This is a genomic window from Microbacterium sp. Ag1 (assembly GCF_001005635.1).
GTDB lineage: Bacteria > Actinomycetota > Actinomycetes > Actinomycetales > Microbacteriaceae > Microbacterium > Microbacterium oxydans.
In genome coordinates this window covers 228,176-244,703 of record NZ_LBCR01000027.1, presented here as the reverse complement: position 1 = coordinate 244,703, position 16,528 = coordinate 228,176, and the positions used below count along the sequence as shown (strand labels likewise).

The following is a 16,528-nucleotide window of genomic DNA, read 5'->3' as shown; positions in this document are numbered from 1 at the left end:
GTGACATTCGTGCTCGACACTGGCTGCTCGCCGATGCCGAGAGGTCTTCCCCATGAGTCTTCCCCCGCTTCCTGCTCCGAGCCGACGGCGCCGGAGGCGCCTCCGGCGCTTCCTCACCCTGGCCGCCGTCGCGGTCCTGGTCATCGGCGGGGGCACGGTGGCCGTCGCGGCGCTCCGGCTGTCCCAGAACGTCACCACGGTCGAACTGCACCCCGCCCGTACGGATGAGCCTCCCGTCGTGGCGGATTTCGACGGCGCATTCGATGTGCTGCTCGTCGGCTCGGACGGCCGCGCGGGGCAGGGAGCCCAGTACGGAGAGGGCGGAGACGTCGAAGGCAGCCGGAACGACGTCACCCTGCTGCTGCACGTGAACGACGCTCACGACGCGGCGACCGTGATCTCCTTCCCCCGCGACCTGCTCGTCGACATGCCCTCCTGCAGCGATCCCGACACCGGGAAGACGTGGGCTGCGGGGCACCGGGTGCAGTTCAACGAGTCGCTCTCCCGCGGCGGGCTGGGCTGCGTCGCCTCGACGGTCACGGCCCTCACCGGTATCGATCTCGCCTACGCGGCGGAGATCAGCTTCACGGGGGTGATCGATGCCTCGAACGCCGTCGGCGGCGTGCCGATCTGCTTCGCCGGCCCCGTCCACGATCGCCACTCCGGACTGGAGATCCCCGAGGCCGGGACCTACGACCTCAGCGGCGAGCAGGCCCTGGCGCTTCTGCGTTCGCGCTACGGCATCGGGGACGGGAGCGATCTGGCTCGCATCTCGACCCAGCAGGTGTTCCTCTCCTCGCTCGTGCGGACGCTCCGTGACCAGTCGACCCTGACCGACCCGGTGAAGCTGTACGGCATCGCCGACGCGGCGACCAGGAACATGACGCTGTCGACCCCGCTCGCCGACCTCGGCACGCTCGCCTCGATGGCGAAGGTGTTCAGCGACCTGCCGCTCGAGAACATCGCGTTCGTGTCGTACCCGCACCTTCCCGCGGGTGACCGCGTCGTCCCCGACGAGCAGTCGGCCGCCGCGCTGATGGAGCGGGTGATCTCCGGTGAGACGGTGAGCATCAGCTCCGACCACACCGGCCGTGGCAGCGAGCTCTCCCCGCCGGCCACCCCGCCGTCCGACGACTCCGAGGGCGCGGAGACGACGCCACCGGAGACGACACAGCCCGATACGACACGGCCCGATGCGAACACCCTGCCGTCGAACGTCGACGGGCAGAGCGCGGCCCAGGACACCTGCGTGCGTCCGAACGCCGGATAGCGGCGCCGCGACAGGTCAGTGGTCGCGTGCGGGCGGATCGAGCGGAACGCGGGAGTTCAGGATGAGCAGCGCGACGCCCCCGACGGCGGAGATCGCGGCGGGGATCCAGAACAGCTGGGGAAGGCCGAGCCACAGCGAGCCGATGCTTCCCACGAAACCTCCGACGGCGGCGTTGATCGCATAGGAGCTCATGAAGACGCTCGTGGCCATGCCGACGCGGGTGGGGACGAGGCGTTGGGCCACGGTGATGCCCAGCACTCCGAAGGTGGCGATCACTCCTGCCATCAGCACCTGCCCCACGATGAGCGGGACGATGTGCGGCGTGATCTGGCCCGCCGCGGCATAGGAGATGTGCGCGGCGACCGCCATCAGCGCACCTGCCGTGAGCACGCGGGCGAGGCCGAAGCGTGTCGCGAGTCGTGCGGCGAACGGCATGAGGAGGAGCTCGACGAGGGGCTGGAAGCCGATGATCGCCCCGCGCACGCCGGCGTCGACGCGCAGCTCGCCGTCCATGTACAGCGGCAGGTAGGCGAGCTTCACGGTCTCACCGCACATGATGAGCACGTAGATCGCGGTGAAGACCAGGAGGGGCAACATGGAGCGCGGGTGCGGAACGGGCGGCTCGGTGGGCGAGGAGACGGCCTGGCCTGGCTCACGGATCGGCGTGGACAGCGCCCGCCGTGCCGCGGCCGAGTCGGACTTCACACCGATGAGGGGCACGAGCGAGAGCAGCACGCAGAGGCCGGTCACGAGCAGCAGGGGACGCAGACCGATGACAGCGCCAAGGACGGCGCCGATGACCGGCCCGACGATCCACCCGAACGCCATGGCCATCCGCATCACGGCGACGACCTCGTTGTCGGCGGGCGTCGGCCTGCGGTTGAGCTCGTCCCGCACCGCGGCCTGCAACTGCGCCGCCCCCGCTCCGGCTGTGCTCAGCAGCAGCATGTTGATGGCGAACGGCATCCACGCCTGCATGGCGACCGCCATCAGGACCCATCCGAGGAACCCCGCGATGGCGGAGAGCCGGAAGACCAGCAGTCGCGAGCCGGCGCGGTCGGACAGTGAGCCCACGAGGTATCCGGCGATCGGCGCGGTGAGGTTGGTCAGGAAGTAGAGGCCGGCCTGAGCCGTGGACAGATGCAGCTCTCCCACGAGGAACAGCGTGATCTGCGGGACGGTGACGGAGATCCCGATACCGGAGATGACCAGGCTGATGAAGACTCCGCGCAGGAGCCGGGAGCGGAGGATGTAGCGCGACGCGGACAGCGGTCTGCTCGACGATTCCGCGGTCTCCGAAAGCCGAGATGCCACGCAGAACCATCCTCGTGTGCCGTGCGAAAGGGGGGGGAACGGCCATGCTATCGAGGACGGAGCGCGTGGAGACTCGAGCCGGCGGTGCCGGCTCGAGTCTCCACTGCTGCTGTCCGGACTGCCGCTGTCCGGACCCCCGCTATCCGGCTGTGGCCGTCAGCGTGAACGGGACGGTCGCAGCGTTTCCCGCGACGTCGTACACGACCAGGGTGTTCGCCCCGGCGACGGCTCCGAAGGCTCCAGGCTTCACGAAGTTGAGGTCGGACCAGACGTTGTCCGTCAGATCCTTCGCCACCCCGTTGAGGGTCAGTCGATCCACCTTGCCCGCGTCGTGGAGCTTGTACGACACCAGACTGTGGGCGCCGTCGGCCCCGACGGTGAACTGTCCGCCGTCCTTGACCGTGACCGTGGGGGCGGTGACATCGAGGGTGAAGTTCACGGTGGCCGTGTTGCCGGCCACGTCGTACACAACGAGCGTGTTGGACCCTTCCACTGCGCCGAACGCCCCTGGCACCACCGAGTTCAGGTCGGACCAGACATCGTTCGTCAGATCCTTCTCGACGCCGTTGAGCGTCAGCCGATCGATCTTGCCGGCATCCTGGAGCTTGAACGACACCTTGCTGTAGACGCCGTCACGTCCGACCGTGAAGTCGGGCCCGCTCTTGACGGTCGCGACGGGTGCGGTGGTGTCCTCGGCAGCGGCCGTGACCGAGAGGTCGCGAAGACGCCCGAAGTTGTCGAACGAGCCGAAGCCCACCCGCCCCTCGGGGAAGGTCTTGTCGTTCGCGGTCATCAGCGGGGTGTCGAGCCCGTCGACGTAGACGGCGATGTCGCCGCTGTCGGCACAACGGAGCACGCGCACGTCGTGCCACTCCTCGTCGGTGACCGCCGGCGGTGCACCGACCGCGCCGTCCCACTGGTCGTCGATCCGCTCCCGGTCGGCCTTGTCCACCTTGAAGATGCCGTTGTGCGGGTAGATCGAGTTGTCCTGCGAGAGGTGCGCGTAGTAGTACTCCGTGTCCGACTTCCACCCGAAGACGATGATGACGTCGCGGTTGTTGACCGATGCCTTCTCGTCCAGCCGCACCTGCCCGGTGAGGTCGAACGAGCCGAGCTCTTCACCCTGCGTGAGCACGGCGTACTCGAACGGTCGGCGGATCCCGTCGTTCGGGTTGGTTCCCGCCTCGGTGAGCACGACCTCGTCACCGGGGAAACTCCACTTCGCCGGAGTCCGCGGCGCCCAGTCGTCCTTCGCCATCACATCGGTGAGGGTCTCCCCGTCCGGAGTGCACGCGGGCGGGGCCGGCGGCACGACGGGCGGCACCGCGTACAGCGCGTACTGCGCGGCGACCTGTTCCGGCGTCGGCACCGTGTCGAGCAGCATGATGTCATCCATCCGTCCGTTGAACGGGTTGGCCTCCTTCGTGTTCTGCGGGAAGCTCCCGCCGATCTTGATGCCGGCCGGCGCGGTGTCTGACGTGGCCCCCTCTCCCCACGGATTCGCCGCGGTGTACTTCCCCGCGAGTTCCTCGCCGTTCATGAACAGCTTCATCTCACCCGCGGCGAAGTCGAAGGTCGCGGCGAGATGCACCCACTGCCCCTTCTTGAGGATCTCGTTCCAGGGCAGGTCAGCCGCGAACGTCCAGGAGCCGGCACCGTCGACGCGGCGCCCGAGTGCCACGAGCTTGAGTTCGCCGTCGACGGTGATGACCTCGAGCAGCGCCCGCACGGCATGTCCGTCGGAGGTGCCGGTGAGCACACCCGCGAGGCCGATAGCGTTGTACACGTCGTCGGGATTCGCGGTCCCCGAGTTCAGGGCAGGGTGGTCACCGGTCGGCTTGAACCAGCCCATGACGGACGCCTTGTCGGTATCGGCGAATCGGTCGAGCGACTCCACACCCTTCGCGTCGTAGATGCCCGCCTTCCAGTCGTCGTTCGAGGCGGTGCGCGGACTCATCTGCTGCGTCTGCAGCGCGTCGCCCGCACCCGGGTAGGCGCGATCCGCGACCCGCATCTCCACTCCGCCGTTGATCAGCGAGATGGGGGTGCCGGAGCGTCCCTGGTCGAGCTCGACCGTCGGCTTCGCGTCATCCGGGTGATCGAAGTCGTGATGCGTGACGAGGTTCGGCGCGAGCGCCGGGAGGACGAACGGGTTGGCCGGCTCATCGACCGAACGCGCACCCGTCACCTTCCAGATCTTGCCGTTCGCCTTGGACACCAGGTAGAGCTCGCCGTCGGCATCGGAGCCGAACCGCAGGTCGACGCGCTTGTCGCCCACCAGCTCCTGGAACGTGGTCTCCACGCCGTCGGCGAAGACTCGCAGCTCCTCGATCGTGGCGAGGTCGGCGATGTCGCCGTCATTGCGCACCATCTCCGCGGCGTCCGTGGAGAGCACCCAGCCGCGCACCAGATCGGTGAAGAGGTATCGCCCCTGCAGCTCGGGGATCTCGCCGCGGTAGACGAACCCGCCGTTCACGGCCACTCCCGCGTCACCGGTCTGACCGGGGTCGCGGTTGTGGTCGTAGGCGGCCACCGGATAGGTGAAGCCGTTCTCGGCGTCGTCCTCCGGCAGCGGGAAGATCTGTCGGTTCTCCGCCAGGAAGGAGCCTTCGCGCACCGACCAGCCGAAGTTGTCTCCCGGCTCGACGGCATAGACCGACTCGACCTGCCATTCGCCGATGTGCGCGAGGTACATGGTGTGGTCACCCTCGGGGTCCCAGCTGATGCGGTGCGGGTCGCGCATGCCGACGGCGTAGATCTCGGGAAGAGCACCGGCCTCGTCGACGAACGGGTTGTCCCCCGGCACGCCGTACTCGCCGTTCTCGCTGTCGTCGCCTGTCGGATTCACGCGCAGGATCTTCCCCTGCGGCGTCGCCAGGTCCTGCGGGTTGCCGTTGCCCACACCGTTGCCGCCGTCGCCGACGAGGATGTACAGGTTGCCGTAGTCGGCGTCGCCCGCGGACACGGTCGGGTTGAACGCGATCTGCTGCACGGTGTGCACGCGTCCGGCGAAGGGGATCCGCATCACCTCGCGGTGCGTTCCCGAGAAGGTCTCAGCGGAGGGATCGCTCGCCTTCCATTCGGTGATCACACTGTGGAATGCCGTGGTGCCGAAGGCCGGGAAGTCGGGAGTGTCTTCGGTCAGCGCCGTGCCGCCCTCGGTGTGAACGGTGTAGAACAGCCCGTTCTCGGCGAAGTCGGGGTGGAACTCGGCGGATCCGAGACCCGTTCCGAGCCCCGCGCTGTTGTGGAAGTTGTCGATGAACTCGTTGCGGACGTTGAGGTACGGCACGTACTCGCCCGATTCCTTGTCGACCAGGTAGAGGATGTCGTTGTTGTCGGGGACCATCAGCCGACCGGAGTCGTCCGGCACCTCATCGAGGTGCGTGATGCGGTTATGGCGCACCAGGCGCTGGTCCTGCGTGGCCGGCGTCGTCTGCGACTTCGGCAGCTGCGCGAGCTCGGTCACCTCGATGCCGAGATCGGCGAGTGCGGGGTCGGGAAGCGGGTTGAGCAGCGGCTCGCTCGCCGTGTCGCCGGGCGCGCAGTCGCCGGGGTTGCCCGTCGCGATCGCGAGGTTCTCCCCGGTGTTGTCGACCGCGACGTCGTCGAGGAGCAGGCGCCCGGTGCTCGTGGCGCCGTTCTTCCAGAAGAACCGGTCGAGCGCGCCGTTCACGGCCTGCCGGAAGCCGAACTGCTGCTCTGTCCCCTCCGGGAGGCGGGTCTGCTCCTCGTACGCGCCACCCTGGCTGTACACGGTGACCTTGTCGGTCGCGTTGTCGGCGACGATCCACACGCACTGCCAGGCGTCCTTCGACCACACGCCGGCGGGCTTGAAGGCGCCGCCGTCGCGCACGCGCAGCACGTCGTCGTTCTGGTTGTTCACGTAGGCCCGACTGTTCGCGTAGTCGTTCGGCGCATCCACGTCGGTGAGCCCGAACGAGGTGTCGACGCTGCCGGTGCGGAGGAACCGGAAGAACAGTGTGCCGGTGTCTCCCTCCGCGATGGCGGGAATGGCGCGATACGACTGCTGCCCTCCCCCGACGGACTCGACGACCTGGTTGTTGCCGTTCAGCGGATCGGCGATCACGCGCGGGGCCGCCGACGCCGCCCATCCGTCCTGACCGTTCAGCGCCACGCGCTCGTACGTCTCGAAATCGATCAGCTCGGTGAAAGGCTCCGCTGCGGCAGCGGGCGTCGCGGTCAGCAGGGCTCCGACGACGGCCGCTGCAGCGACCAGCGCACCTGTTCGTCGCACCCCGAAGGATCGAGGGGGTGGTGCCGCCGACCGGGTGCTCGAGCTTGCGGGTCGCATGATTCGTTCGTGCATCAGAAACCTCTCAACGTCGTCGTCGTGCGGTGTCGTGCCGATGGTTCGTGCCCCTTCCCCGGGGCGGCACTGCAGCGGGGAAGACGTGAAGCGGTACTGCAGCTCAGGGCGGAAGCGCTCTCGCAAGCGCTTCCGCCGAATGGACGAGAGAGGCGGAAGGAGGCAGCGACTGCCTCCTTCCGCCGAGGATCAGCCCGCGTCGGCGACCGAAGGTTTGCCGCCGAGATACAGTGCGGCCAGGGTCGGGTCGGCGAGCAGCTCGGACGCGGGGCCCGAGATGTGCACCCGGCCGAGGTCGAGGACGCACCCGATGTCAGCGGTCTCGAGGGCCCGCCGCGCATTCTGCTCCACGAGCAGCACGGCGGTCCCTGCATCGCGCATCCGCACGATCTGCTCGAACACCTTCTCGGTCGTCTTCGGGTCGAGCCCCATCGACGGCTCATCGAGCAGAACCACCTTGGGGCTGACCATGAGCGACCGCGCGAACTCCACCTGCTTCTGCTGACCGCCGGACAGGAGGCCCGCGAGCTGCTTCCACCGCTCCCCCACGATGGGGAAGAGGTTCTGCACGAACTCGACGCGCTCCTGGATGACCTTCTGGTCCTTCAGGGTGAAGGCACCCAGCATCACGTTCTCGCCGACCGTCATCTCGCGGAAGACGCTGTGCCCCTGCAAGACGTGCGCGAGTCCGTGACGCAGCATCGACTGCGGCCCCTCGCCCGTGATGTCCCGGCCGTCGACGGTGATGTGTCCGGATCGGGGCTTGAGCATGCCGCTGGCCACCTTGAGCACGGTCGATTTGCCGGCGCCGTTCGGGCCGACCAGGCACACCACCGATCCCGGTGGCACTTCGACCGTGAGACCCCTGAGCACGAGAGCGGCACGTCCGTAGCCCGCCTCGATGTCACGCAGCTCGAGCAGGTTCTTCGTTTCAGACTCCAAGGTAGGCCTCCAGGACTCGCGGGTCTTGCTGGATGATCTCCGGCGTTCCCTCGGCGATCTGGCGACCGCGGTCGAACACCACGACGTGATCGCACAGGCTCATGACCATCTCCATGTTGTGCTCGACGATGATGAACGTCTTGCCCTCGTCGTTGAGCTCGCGCACCAGGGTGGCGATGCGTCCGATGAGGGCGGGGTTCACACCTCCTGCCGGCTCGTCGAGCATGATCGTGTCGGGTTCGCCCATGAGCACGCCGGCCAGTTCGAGCAGCTTCTGCTGGCCGTAGCTGAGGTTGCGCGCCTCGGCGTGCTCGAGGTGGTCGATGCCGACGCGCCGCAGCCAACCGCGCGCCCGCTCCAGCTCATCGGGGTCGTGGGCCGAGCGCAGCTGCTGACGGATGCTCGTGCTGCGCACGGCAACGAGCAGGTTCTCCATCACCGTCATGCGGGGGAACACCCGGCACAGCTGGAAGCTGCGTCCGATGCCCGCGCGTGCGATGCGGTCGGGTGACTTGCGCGTGATCGCCTGTCCTCGATAGCGCACTTCTCCGGAGTCCGGCTTGATCATGCCGGTCACGCAGTTGAAGAAGGTGGTCTTCCCGGAGCCGTTCGGCCCGATCAGTCCGTTGACCTTGCCCTCCTGGAACGTGACCGTGGCGCCGTCGACCGCTGTGACGCCGCCGAACGACTTCGTCATCGCGACGGTGCTGAGGCTCTCGAGCGTGGCTGTGGGCTGAGCGGCTGTGTGCTGAGCCGTGGGGGCATTCATGACGACGTCTCCTTCGTCGAGGCATCCGCTGTTCGCGTCCTGTTCTGCTCCAGCAGCTCGCCGGCGGTCACCTCACGGATCGACGCGGCGCTCGACGACCGGGTGAAGAGGCCCTTCACCGCCGGGATGATGCCGTCCGGCATGAAGAGCACGACGATGCCGAGCAGGATGCCCGTCGCGATCAGGTGGAACTGCGTGTCGCCGAACTCGAGCTTGAAGTACTCCAGCGCGATGCCGACGACGACCGCTCCGAGCAGGGGACCGAAGAGGTTCCGCACCCCGCCGAGCAGCGCCATCAGCACCATGTACGAGCCGATCAGGATCGAGAACTGGAAGATCGGATCCAGGTCGCCGAACCAGAGGGCGTAAAGTCCGCCGCCGAGCGAGACGAACAGGGCCGACAGCACGTAGGCGATCAGCTTGTACCTCGTCGTCGGCACGCCCAGCGCCTGGGCTTTGTCCTCGTCTTCGCGGATGGACTTCAGCGCCGTGCCGAACTTCGACCGGTCGATGATCCACCACGCCACGAGGGCCACCGCGAGGAGGCCGGCGAACAGATAGTAGAAGATGCGGTGGTGCTCCGGCCGCAGCACGTCGAACGGACGCGGGACGTTCAGTCCCTCCGATCCGCCGGTCACATCCCGCCAGCTCTGGAACACCAGGAGCATGATCAGCACGAAGGCGATCGAGACGATCACGAACGAGGCTCCGCGCACGCGGAGGGCCGCGATGCCGATCGGGATCGCGATGACCGCCACGAGGACCGCGGCCAGGATCCAGGCCAGGAATCCCGGGAGGTCGAGGTACTTGATCAGCAGCCCGGTGCCATAGGCTCCGAGCCCGAAGTAGGCGGCGTGGCCGAGGGAGATGTACCCCGTGAAGCCGCCCATGAAGTTCCACCCGGTCGACAGCACGGCGTAGTTGAGGATCACCACGCCCGCCGACAGGATGTAGGGGTTCGGGGCGATGGTGGGGAACGAGAGGACGAGCGCCGCCCCCACGATCAGGAGGACGATGTTCACCCACTTCGTGGAGGTCCTGCGGACCGGGGCGGGTGGAGCGATCACGACCGTCTCGGTGGCGATCGGCTCTCGGCTAGAAACGCTGGGCAAGACGACCTCCGAAGAAACCTTGCGGACGGAACATGAGCGTGGCGAACAGGGCGACGTAGAAGATCGTCTGCGCCCACGTCGGCCCCAGCGGGAGCTGGAGCAGGCTCTGCGCGACCCCGAGCACGAGGGCGGCGATGGCGGCACCGGGGATGCTGCCGAGGCCGCCGACGACGATGATCGCCATGAGCGGGCCGATCCAGTGCCAGTGCAGCGAGGGGTAGATCGTGGCGTCGAGCGAGAGCGCGGTGCCCCCAATCGCCGCCGTCGCGAGTCCGAGCCCGAATCCGTAGCCGGCGACGCGGTCGGTGTTGATGCCGACCAGCCGTGCAGCCTCGGGGTGCTGGATCGTCGCCCGCAGCGCCTGGCCGAACTTGGTGTACTTGAGCAGCACGAACAGGAGGGCGAGGGCCACGGCCGCGAGACCGAAGGCGATGAGCTTGACCACCGGAACCTGCGCGCCGAAGACCTCGAGGCTCGCGCTCGCGTACGGCAGCGGGATGCGGCGTTGGGTGCCGGAGAAGAAGAACCCGAGCGCTCCCTCGATGATGAGCGCCACCGCGAAGGTGAGCAGCACCGACATCATGGTCAGGGTCAGGGGCTTGAGCCTCGACACCAGCAGACGCTGCATCACGACGCCGGTCACGAAGAACAGCGGCACGGTGACCACGAGCGACACCAGCGGATCGATGCCCGTCTCCCGGTTGAACCACCAGGCGAGGTAGGCGGCCAGGATGAGGAAGGCCGAGTGCGCGATCATGACGACGCGCATGATCCCGAAGTACAGCGTGAGCCCGGCCGCCAGGAGGGCGTAGAGCCCTCCCAGCAGGATGCCGAGGATCAGGCTTTGCAGCAGCAGTGCTCCACTCACGCGCAGATCACCACGTCGGCTTCGGGTACAGGAAGTCGGCTTCCTTGACGTCCTCGGGGAGGACGATCAGGATCTCGCCGTCGATCCACTGCTGGATGAGGTGGGCGCCGGTGGGCTTGCCCGTCTCGTCCCAGCTGAGGGGACCGACGACCGTCTCGACCTCGTTGTCGCGCAACCAGTCGATGAGCTTCTGCTGGCAGTCGCCCTGCTCGGCGCAGCCCACGGCCTCCACCGCCGCCGCGACGACCTGACCGGTCGTATAGGCGTTCGCCTCATCCTCGGATGGCGGGTTGCCGTGCATCTCGGTGTACTTCTCGACGAACTCGACGTTGCTCGGGAACTGCGACTTCGGCGAGTAGCCGGTCGGCGCCAGGATCCCCTCGGTCGCGCCGCCGATCGCCGACGCGAACTCCGGGTTGGTGGGAGCGGTGGAGAACGCGGCGAGCTCGGGCTGATAGTTCAGCTGCTGCAGCGCGATGATCAGGTTGACCGCGTCCTGGTACTGCGTCCCGCCGATCACGATGTCGGCGTTCGACTGCGCGATCTTCGCGGCGATCGTGGAGAAGTCGGTGGTGTTGGGCGGGTAGACCTCGTTCACGAGGATATCGACGCCCGCATCCTCGAGCTTGTCGCGCAGGCCATAGGCAGTGCCCTGCGCGAAGGGGTCGTCCATCGCCGCGACGGCCGCGGTCTCGGGACGCTGGTCCTCGGGAAGGGCCAGCAGGTACTCGGCGAGGTTGTTGTAGTGGTCGTTCGCGATCGCGGGGGCGGCGTAGAAGAGGTTGTCGAAGCCCTGCTCGAAGACCTCCTCCGCGGCACCGGCCGGCTCGACGAACAACATGCCGTACTCCTGCGCGACGCGGGCGGAGGGGACGACGAGACGAGTGGAGAACGGGCCGAACACGAGGTCGACGCCGTCCTGCGCGATCAGCGACTCGTAGTCGGAGACGACCCGGTCGGCGTTGGACTGGTCGTCGAGGATCTTCAGCTCGACCTGCCGCCCGAGCAGTCCGCCGTTCTCGTTGACGATGTCGCGCCAGGCTTCGTACCCGCGCTCGACGCCCTTCCCCGGCTCCGAGAAGTCTCCGGTGAGGGGAAGCGAAATGCCGATGACGATGGGATCATCGGCGCCACCTCCCCCACCCTGGTCGCCGGTTCCGGAACAGGCCGTAACCGTGAGCGCGGCGATCGAGAGCGTTCCGATCGCCGCAGCGATCCGTCGACCGTGTCTGGGTGCAGTCATCCGAGTCTCCTACGTCATCGTAGCGAAAGCGCTTTCGTAAGCGCTTCCGCCACTATAGTGGGACGGAAGAACGAAGAGCAACCTACAGCGCAATCAGCGTCGATCTTGCTCCTCAGGGGGAGGCTTCGTGAAGCGTGAGGGCGCGCCACGACTCATCGACGTGGCCGAGGCTGCCGGGGTCTCCCTGGCGAGTGCCTCCCGGGCGATGACCGGCGGCTCGGGCATCTCCCCCGAGGTGGCGGCACACGTGCGCGTGATCGCGAAGCAGCTCGGCTATGAGCCGAACATGCACGCACGGGGCCTGGCCGGCGGGCTCGTGCCGACCATCGGGCTCGTGGTGCACGAGATCGGCGACCCGTACTTCTCCGACATCGCCAGCGGCGTCATCCGCAGTGCGACCCTCGAGAACCGCTCGGTGCAGATCGCGCAGGCCGACCGCACACCCGACAGCGAGCTCGCCCAGGTGAAGTCGCTGCTGCGTCAGCGCGTCGGCTCGATCATCATCGCGGGTTCCGGGTACGCCGACTCCGATCGCGAGCAGGGCATGTCCGAAGCGCTCCTCGACTTCACCCTCGCCGGCGGACGCGCCGCGGTCATCGGTCGACACCACCTCCCCGTCGACGCCGTGCTGCCGGACAACCACGGCGCCGGCGTCTCCGTCGGGCGTCACCTGGCCGGGCTGGGGCACCGCAGGATCGGTGTCGTCGCCGGCCCCCTCGACCTCAACACGGTCGCCGACCGCATCGCCGGGCTGCGCGAGGGCACCGACGGCACCGGCGTGGAGCTCACCGTCATCTCGCGCGCGTTCACCCGCGAAGGCGGCATCGAGGGCGCAAGGGAGCTGCTCGATCGCGACGTCACGGCCATCGTCGGGCTCAACGACGCCATGGCCATCGGCATCCTCAGCGAGCTGCGACAGCACGGCATCCGCGTGCCAGAGGAGATGTCCGTCGTCGGGTTCGACGACATCGCCGTGGCCGCCGATGTGGCCCCGGCTCTCACGACCGCGCGGATCCCCATGTTCGACATGGGCCGGCACGCGGTGTCCCTCATCCTCCGACCCGCGAGCGATGAGGCTCGCACGATCGAGACCACGCACGAGCTGATCGTGCGGGGTTCCTCCGGCCCACCGCGCACCGCTCCCGTCGCGATATGACAGCCCCAGTCCGACTTCTGGCTGTCATATCGCGACGGGAGCAGTCAGGAGGCGCCCGCGGTCGCTGACTCCAGCTTCGACATCACCTGATTGATCGTGAAGGACGCCGACTTCTGACGAGCGGGGAACTCGGCGAGGGACTGCAGCATCCGGCCCACGTAGGCCTGCGCCGGCACGAACAGGAAGACGTGGTCGAGCACCCAGTCCCAGTAGGTGTTCGAGGTGATGTCCGCGCGCTCATACGGGTCGGTGCGCAGGTTGAACAACTTCGGGAATCTCAGCTCGATGTACGGCTCCTGCCAGACCTGCAGCGTTCCCACGGCGCGCTGCTCGAGGAACACGAGCTTCCAGTTCTCGAAGCGCAGGGCCGTGAGATCGCCGTCGTCGGAGACGTAGAAGAAGTGCCGACGCGGACTGTGCTCGACGGCGCCGGTGATGTAGTCGAGCTGGTCATGACCATCGAGGTGCACTGTGAACTGCTCGCCGTGCAGCTCGGTCCCCGCTGCCAGCCTCTCGGCGATGTCACCGTCGCCCACGGCCGCCAGCAGCGTCACGAACCAGTCGTTGTGGCTGACGATGCCGTTGAGAGTCGTCCCCGCCGGGATGCGTCCGGGCCAGCGGACCATCGCCGGCACTCGATACGCGCCCTCCCAGTTGGAGTTCTTCTCGTTGCGGAACGGCGTCATGCCCGCGTCCGGCCAGCTGTTCATGTGGGGTCCGTTGTCGGTGGAGTACATCACGATGGTGTTCTCGGCGAGGCCGAGCTCGTCGAGAAGGTCGAGCAGACTGCCGACGACGTCGTCGTGATCGAGCATCGTGTCGTGGTAGTTCGACTGCCAGCGGCCGGCACGCCCCTTGCTCTCCTCCTTGGTGTGGGTGCGGAAGTGCATATGCGTGGAGTTGAACCAGACGAAGAAGGGAGTGTCGTCCTCTGCCTGGGTACGGATGAAGTCGGCCGCCGCGTCGCGGAACTCCTCGTCGACCGTCTCCATCCGCTTCTTCGTCAGGGGGCCGGTGTCCTCGATGCGCTGGGTGCCGTCGCCGTTCGCCCAGGAATGGATGACGCCGCGCGGACGGAACCGCTCACTGAAGCCGGGGAACTCCTCATCCGTCGGGTAGTCGGGGTGCTCCGGCTCCTCCTCGGCGTTGAGGTGATACAGGTTGCCGAAGAACTCGTCGAAGCCGTGCGCCGTCGGCAGGTGCTCGTCGCGGTCACCGAGGTGGTTCTTGCCGAACTGTCCCGTCGCGTAGCCGTGGTGCTTGAGCGCGTCGGCGATCGTGGGGTCTTCGGGCTGCAGTCCCAGCTTCGCCCCCGGCATCCCGACCTTGGTGAGTCCGGTGCGGTACGGGTTCTGCCCCGTGATGAAGGCCGCGCGCCCGGCGGTGCAGCTCTGCTCGCCGTAGTAGTCGGTGAACTTCACGCCCTCGTCGGCGATCCGGTCGATGTTGGGGGTCCGATAGCCCATCAGACCATCGGAGTAGGTGCTCAGGTTGCTGATGCCGATGTCATCGCCCCAGATGATGAGGATGTTGGGCTTCTCAGCCATGGGAGACTCCTTGCTTCAACCGGTGAGGCGAGGGCGATCACCCTCGGTCGAAGCCAAACAGTTCCCCTCACGGAAACCCAGCGGGTCTCACTCGGAGCGGGTGAGCCGGAACCCGATGTGCGACATGCCCGTGTCCTCGGCCTGCGGGGAGCGCGCCGCCGGCCGGAAGCGCAGGCAGTAGTCGGGCGAGCAGAGGTGCGATCCGCCTTTGAGAACGCGGCGCGGAATGTCGGGGAATCCCTCCTGCGCGCTCGCGGCAGCCAGGAGGTTCGTGCGCTTGCCGGCATCGACGGGGGTGCCCGAAAGGCGGAGGTGGCGCGGGGTGTAGAAGTCGGTCGTCCACTCCCAGACGTTCGCGATCATGTCGTAGAGGCCGTAGCCGTTCGGAGGGTACGAGCCGACCGGGGCCGTGCCGCCCACCCCCTGGTTGTCGTAGGGGAAGCGTCCGAGCCACGAGTTCGCCTGCGCGACGCCGCCCGGGTAGGCCTCGTCACCCCATGCGAAACGAGCACCCTCGAGACCGCCGCGGGCCGCGTACTCGTGCTCGGCCTCGGTGGGCAGTCGCATCCCCACCCAGTCGGCGTACGCGACCGCATCCTCGAAGGCGACGTGCACGACCGGATGCTGCAGCCGGTCGTCGATCGACGAGTCGGGGCCGAACGGCCGACGCCAGTACGCTCCCGGCTGCCAGCGCCACCAGTTGCGCCAGTCCCCGAGGTTCGTCGGGCCCGACGTCGGCGTGAACACCATCGCCCCGGGCACGAGGTCGGCCGGATCCGCACCGGCGAAGGCCGCGGGATCGAGTGGACGCTCCGCGACCGTGACGTACCCGGTCGCATCGACGAACTCGGCGTACTGGGCGTTGGTCACCTGGTAGCGATCGATGAAGAACGAGGCGACCTCGCGCTCGTGCACCGGGCGCTCATCGGGGTAGAAGTCCTCGGATCCCATCAGGAACGTACCGCCGGGGATGTGGACCATGTCGCGGGAGTTCGTCACGAGACCGAGCGTAGTGTCCGGTTCGCCCGCGGTCCGGGTGATCTGGGAAGATCATCCGCATGATCACCGTTCATCTGCGCTACGAGATCGATCCGGACAAGCTGGACGAGTTCACCGACTACGGCCGCACCTGGATCCGTCTCGTCGAGAAGCACGGCGGCACCCACCACGGCTACTTCCTGCCGAGCGAGGGCGACAGCGACGAGGCCTTCGCCCTGTTCACCTTCCCCTCCCTCGCGGAGTACGAGGTGTATCGGACGGCATCCAAGACCGATCCGGAGTGCATCGAGGCCTTCGACTTCGCGCGCAGGACGCAGTGCATCCGTCGATACGAGCGCCGCTTCCTCAGCCCGGTCTTCGACGGAGCGTAGGCGTGGACGCACCGGCCGTCGACGTCTCCGCGCTCACGGAAGTCGCCACCCTGACGACCCCGCGGCTGCGACTGGAACCGCTCGGCGTCGCGCACATCGACGGCGTGTGGGAGGGGCTGTTCGACGAGGAGAGCATGCGGCTCACCGGCACGCGCCAGACGTTCACCCGCGAGGCGGTCGTGCGGCATCTCGAATCGATCGGCGGCAGAGACGACCGCGCGGACTGGGCGATCATCGACCTCGAGACCGGCGGGTACGTCGGCGAGGTCGTGCTCAACGAACTGGAGGCGGACGATGCGGCGATGAACTTCCGCATCGCCCTGAACCCCGGTCGCCTCGGACGCGGCTTCGGCACCGAGGCCACGCACGCCGTTCTCGACCACGCGTTCGACCGCATCCGGCTGCACCGCGTGAGTCTCGATGTCTTCTCGTTCAATCCCCGCGCCCAGCGCTCCTACGAGAAGGCCGGGTTCCGGTACGAAGGACGGCAACGCCACACGCTGTTCTGGGACGGCGAGTGGGTCGACTCCATCCTCATGTCGGCGCTGAGCACGGACGAGCGCCCCGCACGCTGATCGGGAGGAGACGGAAGGTCGTCCGCCCAGGC

General features: G+C 67.7%; 13 protein-coding genes. 4 read left to right on the top strand and 9 right to left on the bottom strand.

The genetic code is table 11. The features are described 5' to 3' along the window. Window positions 1-52: 52 nt before the first annotated feature. The gene (locus AAY78_RS07275) at window positions 53-1,270 is read left to right on the top strand and encodes an LCP family protein (RefSeq protein ID WP_046747640.1); all 1,218 of its coding nucleotides are present in this window, start codon (window positions 53-55) and stop codon (window positions 1,268-1,270) included. Between the two features lie 15 nt (window positions 1,271-1,285). Here AAY78_RS07275 and AAY78_RS07270 read toward each other — a convergent pair whose 3' ends face one another. The 7 genes from AAY78_RS07270 to AAY78_RS07240 all read right to left on the bottom strand — a co-directional run bounded on the left by AAY78_RS07270 (window position 1,286) and on the right by AAY78_RS07240 (window position 11,848). Beyond that, window positions 1,286-2,584, bottom strand: a complete 1,299-nt coding sequence (locus tag AAY78_RS07270; protein ID WP_052748684.1) for an MFS transporter — start codon at window positions 2,582-2,584, stop codon at window positions 1,286-1,288. 139 nt (window positions 2,585-2,723) lie between these two features. Then, on the bottom strand, window positions 2,724-6,842 hold the full coding sequence (locus tag AAY78_RS07265) for a PQQ-dependent sugar dehydrogenase (protein ID WP_231589677.1): 4,119 nt from the start codon (window positions 6,840-6,842) through the stop codon (window positions 2,724-2,726). 261 nt (window positions 6,843-7,103) lie between these two features. Beyond that, window positions 7,104-7,856 (bottom strand): ABC transporter ATP-binding protein, encoded by a 753-nt coding sequence (locus tag AAY78_RS07260; RefSeq protein WP_046747639.1) that lies wholly within the window; start codon window positions 7,854-7,856, stop codon window positions 7,104-7,106. Further along, window positions 7,846-8,625, bottom strand: coding sequence for an ABC transporter ATP-binding protein (locus tag AAY78_RS07255; protein ID WP_046747638.1), 780 nt, complete (start codon window positions 8,623-8,625; stop codon window positions 7,846-7,848). Before AAY78_RS07255 ends, AAY78_RS07260 begins: the two co-directional genes overlap by 11 nt. Then, entirely contained in the window at window positions 8,622-9,737 is a 1,116-nt protein-coding gene (locus AAY78_RS07250) for a branched-chain amino acid ABC transporter permease (RefSeq protein ID WP_231589676.1), read from the bottom strand. The genes AAY78_RS07255 and AAY78_RS07250 overlap by 4 nt, the downstream gene beginning before the upstream one ends. Beyond that, window positions 9,721-10,605 (bottom strand): branched-chain amino acid ABC transporter permease, encoded by an 885-nt coding sequence (locus AAY78_RS07245; RefSeq protein ID WP_046747637.1) that lies wholly within the window; start codon window positions 10,603-10,605, stop codon window positions 9,721-9,723. The genes AAY78_RS07250 and AAY78_RS07245 overlap by 17 nt, the downstream gene beginning before the upstream one ends. Window positions 10,606-10,612: 7 nt before the next feature. Further along, entirely contained in the window at window positions 10,613-11,848 is a 1,236-nt protein-coding gene (locus tag AAY78_RS07240) for an amino acid ABC transporter substrate-binding protein (RefSeq protein ID WP_046747636.1), read from the bottom strand. A 127-nt stretch (window positions 11,849-11,975) separates the two neighbouring features. Here AAY78_RS07240 and AAY78_RS07235 point away from each other — a divergent pair, with 127 nt between their 5' ends. Next, window positions 11,976-13,004 (top strand): LacI family DNA-binding transcriptional regulator, encoded by a 1,029-nt coding sequence (locus tag AAY78_RS07235; protein WP_046747635.1) that lies wholly within the window; start codon window positions 11,976-11,978, stop codon window positions 13,002-13,004. 44 nt (window positions 13,005-13,048) lie between these two features. Here the strand turns inward: AAY78_RS07235 and AAY78_RS07230 are convergent, their stop codons facing one another. Then, on the bottom strand, window positions 13,049-14,551 hold the full coding sequence (locus AAY78_RS07230; RefSeq protein ID WP_046747634.1) for an arylsulfatase: 1,503 nt from the start codon (window positions 14,549-14,551) through the stop codon (window positions 13,049-13,051). Window positions 14,552-14,638: 87 nt separating this feature from the next. Beyond that, the gene (locus tag AAY78_RS07225) at window positions 14,639-15,532 is read right to left on the bottom strand and encodes a formylglycine-generating enzyme family protein (protein ID WP_046747633.1); all 894 of its coding nucleotides are present in this window, start codon (window positions 15,530-15,532) and stop codon (window positions 14,639-14,641) included. Window positions 15,533-15,609: 77 nt separating this feature from the next. Here AAY78_RS07225 and AAY78_RS07220 point away from each other — a divergent pair, with 77 nt between their 5' ends. Then, window positions 15,610-15,921 (top strand): NIPSNAP family protein, encoded by a 312-nt coding sequence (locus AAY78_RS07220; protein ID WP_046747632.1) that lies wholly within the window; start codon window positions 15,610-15,612, stop codon window positions 15,919-15,921. Between the two features lie 2 nt (window positions 15,922-15,923). Next, entirely contained in the window at window positions 15,924-16,496 is a 573-nt protein-coding gene (locus AAY78_RS07215; protein WP_046747631.1) for a GNAT family N-acetyltransferase, read from the top strand. Window positions 16,497-16,528: the final 32 nt, after the last annotated feature.

Coding starts and splice junctions, on each gene's coding strand:
- AAY78_RS07275 (WP_046747640.1), top strand. CDS start 53: ATGAGTCTTCCCCCGCTTCCTGCTCCGAGCCGACGGCGCCGGAGGCGC.
- AAY78_RS07255 (WP_046747638.1), bottom strand. CDS start 8,625: ATGAATGCCCCCACGGCTCAGCACACAGCCGCTCAGCCCACAGCCACG.
- AAY78_RS07240 (WP_046747636.1), bottom strand. CDS start 11,848: ATGACTGCACCCAGACACGGTCGACGGATCGCTGCGGCGATCGGAACG.
- AAY78_RS07230 (WP_046747634.1), bottom strand. CDS start 14,551: ATGGCTGAGAAGCCCAACATCCTCATCATCTGGGGCGATGACATCGGC.
- AAY78_RS07225 (WP_046747633.1), bottom strand. CDS start 15,532: ATGGTCCACATCCCCGGCGGTACGTTCCTGATGGGATCCGAGGACTTC.
- AAY78_RS07220 (WP_046747632.1), top strand. CDS start 15,610: ATGATCACCGTTCATCTGCGCTACGAGATCGATCCGGACAAGCTGGAC.